Genomic DNA, 15,190 nt, shown 5'->3' with positions numbered 1-15,190 from the left:
GACACCGACACCGACACCGACACCGACACCAACACCGACGCCAACGGCAACACCAACCCCAACACCAACGCCAACACCGACGGCAACGCCATCAGCAACCCCAACACCTGGGGCGGGCTCTAATCTGGCGTTGAACAAAGGGATAACAGCTTCTTCCTCTGTCTTTACCTTTGTGCAGACCAATGCGAATGACGGTGATGTGACCACTTATTGGGAAGGGGCAGGGGGAAGTTATCCGAATACCTTAACGGTTAATTTGGGCAGCAATGCCGATATTACATCGGTTGTACTCAAGCTGAATCCTGCATCAGCCTGGTCGACACGTACCCAGACCATTCAAGTGCTTGGGCATAATCAGAATACAACGGCTTTTACTAGCCTTGTACCTGCGACCGTGTATACCTTTAACCCAGCAACCGGCAATACAGTGACGATTCCGGTAACGGCTACGGCTAGTGAATTGCAGCTGAAGATCACCACTAACTCTGGTTCAAGTGCTGGACAAATTGCTGAATTTCAAGTGATGGGTACACCATCTGCAAATCCAGATTTAACGGTCACAGCTCTTACATGGACACCTGCAGCTCCAGTAGAGACGGATGCCATTATTCTAAACGCAACAGTTAAGAATATCGGCACCCTTGCTTCTACCGCAACTAATGTGAATTTTTACTTGGGCACAACACTTGTAGGCACTAGCCCCGTGGGGGCGTTAGCAGCTGGTGCATCAACGAATGTGTCTCTGAATATGGGCGCAAAAGACGCAGCTACCTACTCCTTAAGTGCAAAGGTCGATGAGAATAATACAGTGATTGAATCAAATGAGGGAAATAATAGCTTCACTAGCCCGACTTCCCTTATTATTGCACCTGTATCCAGTTCTGATCTGGTGGCTTCCTCCGTCAGCTGGACACCTGGAAATCCAGCAGCCGGCAACGTTGTAAGCTTCTCAGTTGCCATTAAGAATCAAGGTACAGCAGCTTCCGCGAGCGGGGCGCATAACATAACTCTGACGGTTTTAGATGCTACAACTAATGCGGTAGTTAAGACTCTTACAGGCACCTATAGCGGTGTGATCGCAAGTGGCGTAACCACAGCGCCTGTCGCTCTTGGCAATTGGACAGCAGGAAATGGAAAATATACTGTGAAGAGTGAAATTGCAGTGGATGCTAATGAGCTGCCTGTAAAACGGGCTAATAATATTCAGACGCAGTCTCTATTCATCGGTCGAGGTGCGAACATGCCTTACGACATGTATGAGGCTGAGGATGGTGTTATTGGTGGTGGGGCCGTGAAGCTTTCAGCTAATCGGACCATTGGTGATCTGGCAGGTGAGGCTTCAGGCAGAAGAGCAGTTACTCTGAACACCACAGGTAGCTATGTTGAATTCACGACAAAAGCCAGCACGAACACGCTGGTTACTCGTTTCTCGATTCCTGATTCAGCGAGTGGTGATGGCACAAATGCTACGCTTAACATCTATGTGAATGGTGTCTTTAACAAGGCAATTAACTTAACCTCTAAATATGCATGGTTGTACGGTTCTGAGACAAGTCCTGGTAATTCGCCAAGCGCAGGTTCACCGCGGCATATTTATGATGAAGCAAACATTATGTTTGATAGCACGATTCCGGCAGGAAGTACGATCCGGTTACAAAAAGATACAGCGAACACTTCTCAATACGCCATTGACTTCATCAGTCTAGAGCAGGTTTCACCGATTGCTAATCCAGATCCGGCTAAATATACTGTTCCTGCAGGTTTTACGCATCAGGATGTCCAAAATGCGCTAGATAAAGTACGCATGGATACCACAGGAAATCTCGTTGGGGTGTATTTGCCAGCCGGCAACTATCAGACCTCTAGCAAGTTTCAGATCTACGGCAAGGCAGTGAAGGTAATCGGTGCTGGCCCTTGGTATACAAGATTTATAGCTCCAACCACCCAAGAGAATACTGATGTCGGATTCCGAGCCAGTGATACAGCAAATGGGTCTACCTTTGCAAATTTCGCTTATTTCGGGAACTATACTTCACGTATCGACGGTCCTGGTAAAGTATTTGATTTCTCCAATGTGGCGAACATTACGATCGATAACATCTGGACTGAACATCAGGTATGTATGTACTGGGGTGCCAATACGGATAACATGGTGATTAAAAACTCGCGTATCCGTAACACCTTCGCGGACGGCATTAATATGACGAATGGAAGCACGAACAACCTTGTATCTAATATTGAAGCACGGGCAACAGGTGATGATAGCTTTGCGTTGTTCTCGGCGATTGATTCCGGCGGTGCAGATATGAAAGACAATATCTATGAGAACCTCACTTCCATTTTGACTTGGCGTGCTGCTGGTGTAGCTGTCTATGGTGGATACGCAAATACCTTCCGTAACATTTATATTGCAGATACACTTTGCTACTCTGGAATTACGATCAGCTCGTTAGACTTTGGATATCCGATGAATGGGTTCGGAGCTTCACCTACTACGAATTTTGAGAATATTTCTATTGTTCGTGCAGGTGGGCATTTCTGGGGCGCGCAGACTTTCCCGGCGATCTGGGTATTCTCGGCATCCAAGGTGTTCCAAGGTATCCGAGTCAATGATGTGGATATCATTGATCCAACCTATCATGGCATCATGTTCCAGACCAACTATGTAGGTTCCACTCCACAATTCCCAGTAACAGATACCATCTTTAATAATGTTACAATTACCGGTGCGCAGAAGAGCGGCGATGCTTTTGATAGTAAATCCGGGGTGGGTATCTGGGTGAATGAAGCAGCTGAGGCAGGTCAAGGTCCAGCCAGAGGCTCAGCAACCTTCAACAATCTGAAGATTACGAACACGGTAACGAATATTAAGAATAATACATCTACTTTTACGATTAACGTGAATCCTTAATAATCATTGATACCATGCCAATAATGAACAGCCGTCTCCGCTTATAATGCGGAGGCGGCTGTTTCAGGTTAGAGGAACGGGAGGTCTGAATCGACAGGAGGTGCCGCTCAAGTTACAATAATGGAAGGAAAAGAATTGAAGGAGGCTCTAGGAATGACATCCCTTGTTGTTAACAATATCACTGAGCTGATTGGGAATACACCGGTTGTGCGACTAAATCGGTTGACCACACCCCAAGATGCAGAACTATATGTAAAGCTGGAACGCTTCAATCCCAGTGGCAGTGTAAAGGACAGAGCCGCTTATAATCTGATTCTGCAAGCAGAACTAGCTGGGCTACTGAAACCCGGAGGGACTATTATAGAGCCGACAAGTGGAAATACAGGCATTGGATTGGCTATGAATGCCGCTGCAAAAGGTTATAAAGCGATTCTTGTCATGCCTGATAATATGACGAAGGAACGAATCAATATTCTAAAGGCTTATGGTGCTGAAGTGGTCCTGACACCTGCAGCGGAGCGGATGCCGGGGGCTATAGCGAAAGCAATCGAGCTGGGGAAAGAAGTGGCGAACAGCTTTATTCCACAGCAATTCGAGAATAAAGCGAACCCTGACATTCACCGGACAACGACAGCGCTTGAAATTATGGAGCAAATGGAAGGAAAGCTGGACGTGTTCGTTGCATCGTCAGGGACAGGAGGCACGATTACAGGAACTGGAGAAGTATTGCGTGAGCAGCTTCCTGATATTCGCATTCTTGTTGTTGAGCCGCAAGGCTCGCCAGTGTTATCCGGGGGAAAGCCCGGACCGCATAAACTGGTTGGAACCAGTCCGGGCTTTGTACCCGCCATTCTGAATACGAAGATCTACGATGAAATCGTTCAAGTTTCGGATGAAGATGCATTGCAAACGTTGAGAACGCTGGCTGCACTGGAAGGGATTCTGCTCGGTCCATCAGGTGGTGCCGCAGTATGGACTGCATTGCAGGAAGCACGGCGCCTCGGACCCGGCAAGCGAGTGCTATGTATTGCGCCTGATGCAGGGGAACGTTACCTGAGCATGGGAATATTCTAACTTCGTTTGGAGGAATAAGAATGAATAAGGTCATGATAAGTTTCTTAATTGTTCTTATGTTGGTGGGTTGTTCTGGAAACAGCTCGTTGACGAGTAATGAGGATCATTTAGACTCTACACCGGAACAAAGTGCGGAAACTGTATCGCCTTCTCCAGCGCTTCCTCCTAGCGAAGAGCCAACGCCAAGCATACAGCAGACAGAAGCTTATCTAGATACCAAGAAGCTGAGAGGGAATTTTGGCTTTGCGGATGCAGAGGGGCGGAATATGCTAGTCACCGGGCACGAAAAAGGGCTGGACCAGGAGATGGCACAATTAAATGAGGCTATTGGTGATCAGGGGAATGTATTAAAGGTTAAATTTAATAAATGGCAGGATGGAACAGAGAACAGTAATGGCCGGGAGATGGCGCATAATTTTGAGAATCTGGCGGGTTATCTTTATACGGTGGAAGAGGAAAGTGCGACCCCGGATGAAACCTACTATTTGACGGATCAAATAGACTTTAAGGTTGATGCGCTTTTGCCGGTTGAAACTTTAGAGGGTCAAGAAGCTTTGTCTACTGTGGAAGTAAGTGTTCGAGAGCGTATTGTAGATACGAAAAAACGTGAAATTCAGAAAATATGGAAGCTGGCAGACTTATCTGCAAATCGGCAGCTGTATCTCGTTCAATTTGTAAGGTTGGATCAGGAGATGTTATTTAGTCTTGTCTGGAAAGAAAAAGATGAATTTACCTTCATGGACTATCCGGCGGTGATTCAAGGCGATGAATATTCAGTTTGGCGGGTGGATGATGGCGGAGAGGTCAGGCCTGAAATGTTCTCTATTCTTTTTGTAGCTGAAACCTCTGAGGGTCCGCTAGTCGGTATGAACTGGTGGGGGGCAGAGGGAGTCAATACATTTTTCTTGCACAAAGAAGGAGATTCATTTAAGGAAATGGACATCCAATATGGACGGTATACTTCGCCGATATAGATAGGAATTCACTGTAAACGTAGAAATGGTTAGGTGCATCGTAAGATGTATCTTTTTTTTGCTACAATATAAGAAAGCTTGCTTATGATAGTATAAATGTCGGCATTCATCTTTTAAAATACTTAAATTTGTAACATTAATAGGTCAATATAGCCCGATCGAGTCATGTGGCTAAGATAAGACGGTGATAATGTTATTCATAAGATGTGCAGGAGGGGACGGCAACGTATACACGAATAAAGTACATGATCCTGTTACTGCCAACGCTAATGGTAGGGATCTGGGAAGTCGTACGCCATCAGTTTCTAATGCCTTATATTTCAATGGACTTGGGGAACTATTTGACGCCGGTTCTTGTGTTTTTGGTCAGTCTTGTATTGCTACTTCCTTTGTTTTCTCTTATGGAGCGAAATCAGCGGGAGCTGGAGCAGGAACGTGCGCTAAAAGACGCAATGAAGGCTCGGGAAGGACTAGCCAAGGAACTGCATGATGGGATGGCGCAATCTTTATTCCTCTTATCTGTCAAAATCGACCGGCTAGAAGCAAGCCGCAAGAATGGTGGAGTCAGTGAGGAAAGTGTGGATCAGATCAAAAAGACGGTCCATGAGGTGAATCGTTATGTGCGGCAGGCCATCGCTAATCTGAAGATACCGGTCTCTGAACAGAGTTCTTTTTCATTGGAACAGTCGGTAAAAGATCAGTTAGCCCAGATGGCAAATGAGATTATGATCGAAGCCTCTCTCGATTGGAGCCTGCAAGATGATGCGCTCTTCCCTTCAGAAAAATCAGAATTGTTATCCTGTATCCGCGAAGCGATCATTAATGTTCGCAAGCATACACGAGCGGGGCTGGTTTCAATTACTGGAGCTGGCGATGAGAAGCGCTGGAGAGTAGTTGTTGCAGACAATGGAGAGGGATTTGAGCATGATCCATTTGAAGTGAGTGGCAGCTATGGACTTCAGATCATGAAGGAACGTGTTGAGGGGATGGGCTGGAAGCTTAGGCTGACTTCTGGTGACACAGGCACCCAGGTTGAAATTATGAAAGGGGAAGTCAGTCTATGAGCCGATACCGGGTTTTAGTTGTGGATGATCATGCGCATGCACGTGAGGCTATGTGTGAGATTTTGTCCATGGATGACAGTTTTGAGGTCATTGGTGTAGTGGAGAGTGGCGCTGAGGCAATCGCATTTACAGCACAATGGATGCCTGATCTCATTCTAATCGACATTCAGATGCCTGTGATGGACGGTTTGGAGACTACTCGCCGGATCAAGCAGGAATATCCCTATGTCAAAATCGTTATCGTTACGGTATCGGACGAAATTTCCCATCTCCTCGAAGCGCTGAAGCAAGGTGCACAGGGGTATTTGCTAAAGAATCTGGCACCTTCCACCTGGATTCAATATTTGCAGGCCATTGTTAATGAAGAAGCGCCCCTAAGTCGGGAGCTGGCTTTTCAAATCTTGAAAGAGTTCACCGTACCTGCTGTAACGGATGAAGGGGAGTCATTGACGGCAAGGGAGAAAGAAATTTTGAGCTGTGTGTCTTCTGGATCGAAGAACAAGGAGATTGCCTTAAGCTTGGGGATTTCGGAGCATACCGTAAAAAATCATCTGAAGAACATTCTCCAAAAGCTTCAACTACAAAACCGTACACAGCTAACGCGCTATGCCTTGGAGCAAGGGCTTGCTTCACGTAAACGGGATTTTTCTAAAGATGTATAGCAAGAAGTTAAGGATGAAGTTATATAATTATGGATGAGAAGAGGCTAACCATGAACAGATTATCTCGTAAAATAATGACACTATTCGCACCAGCGGCTGCAACGCTACTATTGTTTGCAGCTGTAGCTAGCGCACACGTAACCGTGGCCCCAGCACAATCCAGCACCGGAGCTTGGGAGACATACACACTTAAAGTCCCTTCAGAAAAAGAAGTGGCAACTGTACAAGTGGATCTACGAATTCCGGCAGGTGCCGAGTTTAAGCAATATGAAGCTACACCAGGCTGGGATGTTACTATTGACGGGAACAAAGTTAGCTGGATCGCTAACGGAGAAGGAATTAAAGCAGGACAATTCCAACGTTTCTATTTCACGGCTAAGAACCCTGATGCCGCTGGTGATATCGCATGGAATGCTTATCAGCACTATGCCGATGGAAGCTTGGTGCAATGGTCCGGTGAGGCTGGAACAGAGAATCCGCATTCTATTACTACGATTGTACAAGCCTCCGGTGGTAGTGAGCATTCTCATGGTTCCAGTGACAATGGTATGAGCATGGAAGAGCATAATGCCATCATGGAAAATGAGAACAACTCAACCAGTGTCAATCCAATGGTCTATATCGCAGTCGGGATATCTTTACTTGCCTTTTTGATAGCGGCTATAAGTATATTGCGTGGTCGGAAAGAGTAAGGTGGAATCGTTGTATTCCGTGATCAGAGTAGGATGAAAAAGAAGATTGAACTTATAACTGTGAACCGTTTCGTAGTGAAGTATGAAACGGTTCACGGTTTTTTTGTGTGGAGCTCACAAATGATATGGGATCATACAAGAAGCCTCCGCGATTAAACGACGGAGGCTTCTTGTATGAATGATTGGATAATAAGGATAACTTTACTGAACTACAGACGTTTCCGCTTATAAAAGGTTACAAAAACTGCGGTCAGCAGCAAGAGAAGGATTGCGACGCCAGTTGTGATGGCTTCACTCGTACTGCCTTTTTGCTGGACAGCACCACCGCCACCAAAGTCACCACCGCCCATACCTCCAGGTATGCCGCCACCAAAGCCGCCACCGCCCATGCCGCCTTCAGGGAATCCAGGTCCACCCATGGCACCGGGCTCACCGCCTGCAGCTCCGTTAAATTCACCTTGGACAGCTTGCCCATTGGTGTTGTCTTGTCCACCTTGGGGAGCCTGCCCGTTAGTAGCGGTTTGGTCAGCTTGATTGGTCTGCCCACCAGCCGCTGCTTGTGAATTGCTGCCAGGACCATTGCCGCCTTCAGGGATAGCAGGTCCGCCCATGGCACCAGGTTCGCCACCTGTGCCACCTTGGGGAGCCTGCCCATCCGCAGGTGCTTGCCCACTTTCGGCACTCTGTGCAGTAGCGTCGATTCCAGCAGCAGCACTGTCGCCGTTAGTACCAGCGGCTCCCGGTGCTGCGCCATTCCTAGCACCGCCACCAAAGCCACCGCCGCCCATACCACCACCCATACCGCTTCCCGATCCGTCACCGGAGGAAGGGATGGTGCCGTCGAGCTGCTGTTGGATATTTTTTGCCATGTTCGACATGAAGGTCTTAACAGACTTAATCCCTTCTTCATATTGCTCAAAGGTATAGAAAGCAGATGGATCCGCTTTGACATAGCTGGAAATCATCATGTCCAGCTGATCCATCTGAGTTTGGAAAGTGCCGCCTGCTAGATAGCCATTAATCATCTCGCTGACAATCTCGTGATATTTCGCTTTGTATTCGTCGTTAGCAAGCAGCTTCGCAATCAGCGGACGTTCTGACAATGTGCCTTGAGTGGGCTCGTCAATCAGCACATCTGCACTACCCATACCCCCAAAGGCCATATTATAATCCCATGGCAGTATGGAGAAGACTCCATCATCTTCATACAGGTAATAATTTTGCTTATTACCACCTAAATAGCTGTCCATATTAGCCGTTACCGCATTTAGAGCGATATACTTCAAGGATTCCTCTACGTCGATGTATTTTTCATAATCATTCCCGTTATTAAGCTCATCCAGCATGTCGATGAGAATATCATCGTTGGATTTATCCGATTTCATTTCTAGTCCGGTATATAGCGATGGATCATCGCCAAGCCAAGTCAAATCACTGCCCTGGCCAGTCATAACGCCTTTATAAAGTGCTCCATAAGCGTTGCCAAAATTGCGTTCCAGATAAGCATCACCGATCTGTTCCACCGCGAGATAGAAGCCCTTTAGTTCATCGTTGACATATACATTGACGAAGGAATATTTCGGTGTTGGGAGTCCGACACTTTCAGCGAGCTCATAGGTTAGAAACTCACGCATATAAGAAGCATCGCTGTAATTATTATTCAGGTTGATCTTTGTAATGCCAAACAGATTCTGGTTCACATACTCATCAAAAGATATTTTGAAGCTGTAGCGATCAGAGTCTGTCATTTGTACTACACTTCTGAGACTAAGATTTCCTTTGGTCCGTACGGCCACGTTATCAAATTTAATGCCATTGTACTCCACGGATGCGGCTTTATATTCTTCCGCGCTGGCATTATCCAGCATATCCTGAAAATCATCCGGGTCCAGAGTGATTTTGACATCGACGACCTTGTCTTTTGGGAAAACCTGATCGTCTAAACTTTTCTCATCGCTTGAAATCACCTTCTCCTGCGTATCTGACGCATTGTTATTTGTTGCAGATGGACTTGTGTTCTGGCAACCAACTACGGCGATGACCAGCAGCAGGCAGCAAAAACTCAGCAGGATTGATTTACCTCTGGCTTTCATCTGTGGCACCGCCCTTCATCTTGTTGTAATAATTAAGATACATAGTCGCCGCTATAGCTGATCAGGAGTGCATTTTTGACACCTTTAAGATCGGAGACAGTGTTGACAAAGCCGCCTACTTTATCATCCAGCCGAAGCTCCAGTGTCAATTCAATATTGTTTGCGGATACGGTTTTTTGCTTCACATTATAACGTTTCACAGATTTGGTGATATGGCTGTGAACTTCACGTTCACTTTCATCACTATCACAGTTAATGACCAGTAAGTAGGGTGTTTCGATAGCAGAATGTTTGATGAACAGAAATAGAATTAGACCGATGATGATCGAACCAACAATAGCTAAAGTGAAGAATCCTGCGCCAGTTACGATCCCTGCGACAGCGGCCCAGAATAAGAAGATCAGATCTGTCGGATCTTTGATCGGCGTTCTGAAACGAACGATGGACAAGGCACCGACCATACCGAGGGACAGCACAAGGTTAGAGTTGATGGCAATGATAACAGTGGCTGTAATCATGGTCATGCCCATTAGGGAGACATTGAAGCTTTTAGAGTACAATACTCCGCTAAATACACGTTTGTAGAGCAGATAGATGAAGTAGCCGATCAGAAAAGCTACACCCAGCGTGATGAGCATTTTCGAGATGCTAATATCGGATACAAAGTTGTCCATCACCGAATTTTTAATAATATCTGAAAAAGTATTTGTGGTTGTATCTGAGGTTGCAGTTGCTGCTAGCGATGCAAGTGATGCATTCATAATCAATAATCCTCCCAAGTGTTGGTTTTTAGAAATTTGCGGCAGATCACATATTTTGAAGCGGACTGTCTATTCAGCCCCTCTAACTGCAGCGCGATTTTAATGTATTCCGGAATGTACTCATCGAATTTCACTTCGAAAATAATGAAGTTCTCATCCATTGCCCGAATCGGATGCAGATCTTTATCAAAAATATCCGTCGAATGCAGACCGGTACGTAAATCCTTATCGAACGTAATCCGTACATTACCATTATGGCAAACATAGGGCTCGCGAACATAATCCACGATAACCTTCGGCCGAAGCAGGTTATGGCGCATTTGATTGTATAATTCCATGAACAGTGGACTGTCCGGGACATTTAGGACCTCATAGTTGCCTGCCATGATCTCGTCGTACATTTGACGGGTCAGCGGCTCTTTGATTTTGGCGATGTAATCGTCCATTTTTATTTTTTTCTCAAAGTGAATGATATGGTCCTGAATGTTGTAAATTCTAATCCGATATTTGGCGCGTTCTCTGAGACCACCAAGTTTGTCGGCAAGCGCTGTATTGTTGATGTCGTCAAAATACAAACTACGAATATGATATTCGCCACTCTCATTGGCGTGTTGGTCTGTATCAATCAAGCTCTGTAATCGCTGGCGCAATATAAGGTATTGATGATAGTTAATAAAGAACTTTAGCTCATGCCGGAATTGCAGCTTGTTACTCATTTTCCCACCTCGTTTCTATCTCTATCTCTGTTGTTGGCTAACCTTCTTGCACAACTAATTCTAGGAGACAGACCTTATGTTTAACTTAAAATAGACTGAATGTTAGCTGAATGTTTTACACTGCGTTAACAAAAGTATGGATCTATGAATTTGACTTCTGACTTTCTGGAAGGCTATCTTAGGTAGAAGACTAGAGAGTGGACTTAAGGAGGAACCGTGATGAAAGACTATAAATTCGCCATCATCCTAGGGATCTTAGTGATTGTATTAATCTTGGTGGCTGTTGGGATGGAGTGGTCCAAATCCGGGAGTTCCGCGAAATCATCAACCCCGTTTGATCTGATCACCACCTTTAAGGGAGATGCGGGCACGAGCCGTGCGTTTACTTGGTATACTAATGATTCCAATGCCGCAGGAATTTTGGAGTTCGTAAAGGGACAGGTCGCCTCTTTTGCAAATTCGGATGTATTAAGGGTAGAAGCAGATAGCAGTTCTATAAAAACAGATAAGGGTACCAGAGGTGTTCATAAAGCTGAGGTAACCGCACTTGAGCCTGGGACGTTATATTCTTACAGGGTGGGCAGTGGTGTTGAGGGGGAATGGAGTACAGTTGCAGAATTCACCACAGAAGAGACAGGACTCGATAGTGTTACGTTTATCAACGTTACAGATTCCCAAGGAGAGAATGCGGAGGATTTTAAACTGTGGGGGAAGACAATGAATAAGGCTTTTCAGACATTTCCAGAAGCCAAGTTTATTGTACATAACGGGGATCTGACGGAGAACCCGGAGGATTCGGCGGGCTGGGATGAGTTTTTTAGCAATATTCAGGGCTGGATTTCAAGGATCCCGTTAATGCCAGTCACAGGCAATCATGATGAGGTGGATGATGACGCGAAGTATTATATTTCACATTTCAACCTGCCAGATAACGGGGCAAAAGGCTCCATTGCAGGCACCTCGTATTCGTTCGATTACGGACCTGTGCATATCACAGTATTGAATACAGAGAGTAATATTAAAAAACAAACAGAGTGGCTCAAAGAAGATTTAAAGAAAACAGATAAGAAGTGGAAGATAGTCGCTATGCACCGCCCGGCTTACGGGGGGAATTCGTATAAGAAAGTAGAAGATTGGACAGGTGTTTTTGATAAATATGAGGTTGATTTGGTACTGCAGGGTCATAATCATGAGTACTCCAGATCCTACCCGTTGCGAGGCGGAACAATCGTTCCAGAAGGCGAGATTCCTAAAGGGGCTTACCGAGGGACTGTATATGTGGTGACCAATGCCTCCGGAAGGAAATTTAACGAGAAAAAAGAGGATCAGTTCTATCATGCGGTACATTTTCAAAACTACAAGCAAATGTTCGCAGGGATTAGTGTTACCAAGGATAGTTTAACTTATCAAGCTTATGATGTGGATGGAAAAATGCTGGATGAATTTGTGCTTACGCATTAAGTAGTAATAGCTTTTGCGCAACAAATCAATAAAGTAAACCATCGAGAAACAGATGTCATCTTATAAGGTGGCGTCTGTTTTTTTGTGAAATGTAAGCTATGGTGTGAAAATGGTACGATTTTTAGTGACAAACTTCATAAAGAGATAACCATTTTCTCTCGATAATGAAAAAGATTGACATTATAATCAAAGCGTTATCAGTATTTTTAGAAATTCATGTTTAGGGGGAGGGGTGAAGCGGGGGATTAAGAGTAGGAGAAAAGAAAAAGCAAACCAATAAAATTGTAGGAGGCGTAAAACGTGATTCGTAACCGTATCCGAAAAACAGGACTATTAGTCCTGCTTGGCGCGATGGTAGGCTCTTTATTCTCTGCATTCCCAGCTACTACCCATGCAGCTTCAAGTGAACCGTATACCTGGAAAAGTGTTGTAACGGGAGCAGGCGGGGGCTTTGTGCCCGGTATTATTTTTAATCAGTCTGAACCCAATTTAATTTATGCCAGAACAGATATCGGGGGTGCCTATCGCTGGAATCAGGCTACCTCTAGTTGGACTTCAATTAGTGACTCCGTAGGCTGGGTGGATTGGAATAAGAATGGCGTGGATGCCCTTGCTACAGATCCTATTGATCCAAACAAAGTCTATATGGCAACAGGCACTTATACTAACTCCTGGGATAATAACGGTCAGATCATGCGCTCTAGTGACCGGGGAAACACTTGGCAAACCACTCCACTGCCTTTTAAGGTAGGTGGCAATATGCCGGGCCGCTCTGCGGGTGAACGCCTCGTCATCGACCCGAATAAGAATAATATTTTATTCTTCGGAGCCAGAAGTGGTAATGGACTATGGAAAAGTACGGACTCCGGTGTGACTTGGGCGAAGGTAACCTCTTTTACGAATGTAGGAACATATATTCAGAATCCGACACTGGATTATGGAAATGATCTCGTTGGCTTATCCTGGATCACGTTTGATAAAAGCACAGGAACACTTGGCAATGCGACTCAAACGATATATGTAGGGGTTGCCGACACAGCAAGCAGCGTTTATCGCAGTACAGATGGAGGCGTGACTTGGACAGCTCTGGCAGGACAACCTACGGGCTACTTGCCACATCATGGCGTGCTTTCATCTACAGGCGATCTATATATTACTTATAGCAATGGTGTAGGTCCTTATGACGGAAGTAAAGGTGAGGTTTGGAAATACAATAAAACAAGCGGTGCTTGGACGAATATCAGTCCTTCAACCGGAACGGATAATTGGTATGGCTTCGGTGGTTTAGCTTTGGATGCTCAAAATCCTAACACAGTTATGGTATCCAGTTTAAATGCTTGGTGGCCTGATGAAGTGATTTTCCGCAGTACGAACGGTGGTGCAACATGGAGCCGGATTTGGGACTGGGGCAATTATCCAGAACGAACTTATAAGTTCAGTATGGATATCACAGCAGCACCTTGGCTCGATCATGGAACGACTTCGACCTCTCTTGATCCTTCACCGAAGCTCGGCTGGATGATGGGCGATCTGGAGATTGACCCATTCAACTCTAACCGGATGATGTATGGTACGGGGGCTACCATTTATGGCTCGAACAATTTGACCTCATGGGATACCGGAGGCAAGGTGAATATCTCTGTTATGGCAAAGGGGGTGGAGGAAACGGCTGTGCTCGGACTGATAAGCCCGCCAACGGGAACCTCCCATTTGATCACTGCGCTTGGTGATGTATCTGGTTTCCGGCATGAGGATTTGTCGGTAGCGCCAACTAAATTCCAGACCAGTCCTTCCTGGGCCACAACGATGAGCATTGATTATGCAGAGCTGAGTCCATCCTATATCGTACGGGTAGGCAGCGCAGATAAAGAGAAGACACCAAGTATGAAATCCATTGGTATCTCTAACGATGGTGGAGTGAACTGGTATATGCCAAATTCCGAACCTTCAAATGGGACCAAAACAACAGTAGGGCATGGACAAGTTGCAGTGTCTGCAAGTGGGAACTCCATACTGTGGAGCACCTCGGATATTGGTGTGTACTACTCCAAAACTTCAGGGAATTCTTGGACAGCTAGCACAGGATTACCTGCAGGAGCAAAAGTAGCATCTGACCGAGTGAATGCTAGCAAATTTTATGGATTTTTTGCTGGGGTCTTCTATGTTAGTGTGGATGGCGGAGCTACATTTACTGCCACTTCAGCTTCAGGATTCCCAACGAATAATGTAGCTGGATTACAGCCGAATGAAGCTCAGATCAGTATGAAGGCCGTACCCGGTATTGAAGGTGACCTCTGGTTTGCTGGAGGAAATACGACTGAGAATAAGTATGGTTTGTGGCACTCCACGAACTCTGGTGCGAGCTTCACAAAGTTAAGCAACGTACAAGAAGCTGATCTCATTGGTTATGGAATGGCTGCGCCGGGTCAAACTTACATGGCACTGTACACGGTAGCGAAGATTGATGGCGTGCGGGGTGTCTTCCGTTCTGATGATGTTGGCGCAACTTGGGTTCGTATTAATGACGATGCCCACCAATACGCCAAGATTAATATGGCGATTACTGGTGACCCAAGAATTTACGGACGTGTATATCTTGGAACGAATGGCCGAGGCACTTTGTATGCTGACCCTGTCAATCCACCAGCTACAGGCTCAACCATTACTCCAACAACCGCAAGCTTTGATAAGAAAACAGTGAATCAAGCAGATGTAGCACTAACCATGACGCTGAACGGAAACACACTCAGCTCGATCAAGAACGGAACAGCCACCCTCGTAG

11 protein-coding genes are annotated in these 15,190 nt (G+C 45.8%); 8 read left to right on the top strand and 3 right to left on the bottom strand.

Translation table 11 applies throughout. From position 1 onward, the window contains the following. The 6 genes from CA600_RS28885 to CA600_RS28860 form a co-directional block, all read left to right on the top strand. Nucleotides 1-2,911: CARDB domain-containing protein (locus CA600_RS28885; RefSeq protein ID WP_094874557.1), on the top strand; the 2,911-nt coding region annotated here is incomplete at its 5' end. Between the two features lie 153 nt (nucleotides 2,912-3,064). Next, on the top strand, nucleotides 3,065-3,985 hold the full coding sequence (cysK, locus tag CA600_RS28880; RefSeq protein WP_094874556.1) for a cysteine synthase A: 921 nt from the start codon (nucleotides 3,065-3,067) through the stop codon (nucleotides 3,983-3,985). A 20-nt stretch (nucleotides 3,986-4,005) separates the two neighbouring features. Next, nucleotides 4,006-4,959, top strand: coding sequence for a hypothetical protein (locus CA600_RS28875; protein ID WP_094874555.1), 954 nt, complete (start codon nucleotides 4,006-4,008; stop codon nucleotides 4,957-4,959). A 245-nt stretch (nucleotides 4,960-5,204) separates the two neighbouring features. After that, the gene (locus CA600_RS28870) at nucleotides 5,205-6,023 is read left to right on the top strand and encodes a sensor histidine kinase (RefSeq protein WP_094874554.1); all 819 of its coding nucleotides are present in this window, start codon (nucleotides 5,205-5,207) and stop codon (nucleotides 6,021-6,023) included. Beyond that, nucleotides 6,020-6,685, top strand: a complete 666-nt coding sequence (locus CA600_RS28865) for a response regulator (RefSeq protein ID WP_094874553.1) — start codon at nucleotides 6,020-6,022, stop codon at nucleotides 6,683-6,685. The genes CA600_RS28870 and CA600_RS28865 overlap by 4 nt, the downstream gene beginning before the upstream one ends. 50 nt (nucleotides 6,686-6,735) lie before the next feature. Further along, nucleotides 6,736-7,377 (top strand): DUF1775 domain-containing protein, encoded by a 642-nt coding sequence (locus CA600_RS28860; RefSeq protein ID WP_094874552.1) that lies wholly within the window; start codon nucleotides 6,736-6,738, stop codon nucleotides 7,375-7,377. A 209-nt stretch (nucleotides 7,378-7,586) separates the two neighbouring features. On the opposite strand, the gene CA600_RS28855 is transcribed toward CA600_RS28860, so the two are convergent. The 3 genes from CA600_RS28855 to CA600_RS28845 are packed head-to-tail and all read right to left on the bottom strand — an operon-like array spanning nucleotide 7,587 to nucleotide 10,947. Then, nucleotides 7,587-9,470, bottom strand: coding sequence for a CotH kinase family protein (locus CA600_RS28855; protein WP_094874551.1), 1,884 nt, complete (start codon nucleotides 9,468-9,470; stop codon nucleotides 7,587-7,589). A gap of 32 nt (nucleotides 9,471-9,502) precedes the next feature. Beyond that, complete coding sequence (locus tag CA600_RS28850; protein WP_094874550.1) at nucleotides 9,503-10,231, bottom strand: DUF4956 domain-containing protein; 729 nt, start codon at nucleotides 10,229-10,231, stop codon at nucleotides 9,503-9,505. Between the two features lie 2 nt (nucleotides 10,232-10,233). Further along, nucleotides 10,234-10,947, bottom strand: coding sequence for a polyphosphate polymerase domain-containing protein (locus CA600_RS28845; RefSeq protein WP_094874549.1), 714 nt, complete (start codon nucleotides 10,945-10,947; stop codon nucleotides 10,234-10,236). Between the two features lie 219 nt (nucleotides 10,948-11,166). Here CA600_RS28845 and CA600_RS28840 point away from each other — a divergent pair, with 219 nt between their 5' ends. Further along, entirely contained in the window at nucleotides 11,167-12,408 is a 1,242-nt protein-coding gene (locus CA600_RS28840) for a purple acid phosphatase family protein (protein ID WP_094874548.1), read from the top strand. Nucleotides 12,409-12,759: 351 nt separating this feature from the next. After that, nucleotides 12,760-15,190 (top strand): X2-like carbohydrate binding domain-containing protein (locus CA600_RS28835; protein WP_256990053.1); only part of this gene is annotated, 2,431 nt, incomplete at its 3' end.

It is taken from the genome of Paenibacillus sp. VTT E-133280 (assembly GCF_002264385.1).
Lineage (GTDB): Bacteria > Bacillota > Bacilli > Paenibacillales > Paenibacillaceae > Paenibacillus_AQ > Paenibacillus_AQ nitricinens.
The sequence above is the reverse complement of the archived record's forward strand: the minus strand, read 5'-3'. Positions and strand labels throughout refer to the sequence as shown.

Coding starts and splice junctions, on each gene's coding strand:
- CA600_RS28850 (WP_094874550.1), bottom strand. CDS start 10,231: ATGAATGCATCACTTGCATCGCTAGCAGCAACTGCAACCTCAGATACA.
- CA600_RS28855 (WP_094874551.1), bottom strand. CDS start 9,470: ATGAAAGCCAGAGGTAAATCAATCCTGCTGAGTTTTTGCTGCCTGCTG.
- CA600_RS28865 (WP_094874553.1), top strand. CDS start 6,020: ATGAGCCGATACCGGGTTTTAGTTGTGGATGATCATGCGCATGCACGT.
- CA600_RS28875 (WP_094874555.1), top strand. CDS start 4,006: ATGAATAAGGTCATGATAAGTTTCTTAATTGTTCTTATGTTGGTGGGT.
- cysK (WP_094874556.1), top strand. CDS start 3,065: ATGACATCCCTTGTTGTTAACAATATCACTGAGCTGATTGGGAATACA.
- CA600_RS28840 (WP_094874548.1), top strand. CDS start 11,167: ATGAAAGACTATAAATTCGCCATCATCCTAGGGATCTTAGTGATTGTA.
- CA600_RS28845 (WP_094874549.1), bottom strand. CDS start 10,947: ATGAGTAACAAGCTGCAATTCCGGCATGAGCTAAAGTTCTTTATTAAC.
- CA600_RS28870 (WP_094874554.1), top strand. CDS start 5,205: ATGATCCTGTTACTGCCAACGCTAATGGTAGGGATCTGGGAAGTCGTA.
- CA600_RS28860 (WP_094874552.1), top strand. CDS start 6,736: ATGAACAGATTATCTCGTAAAATAATGACACTATTCGCACCAGCGGCT.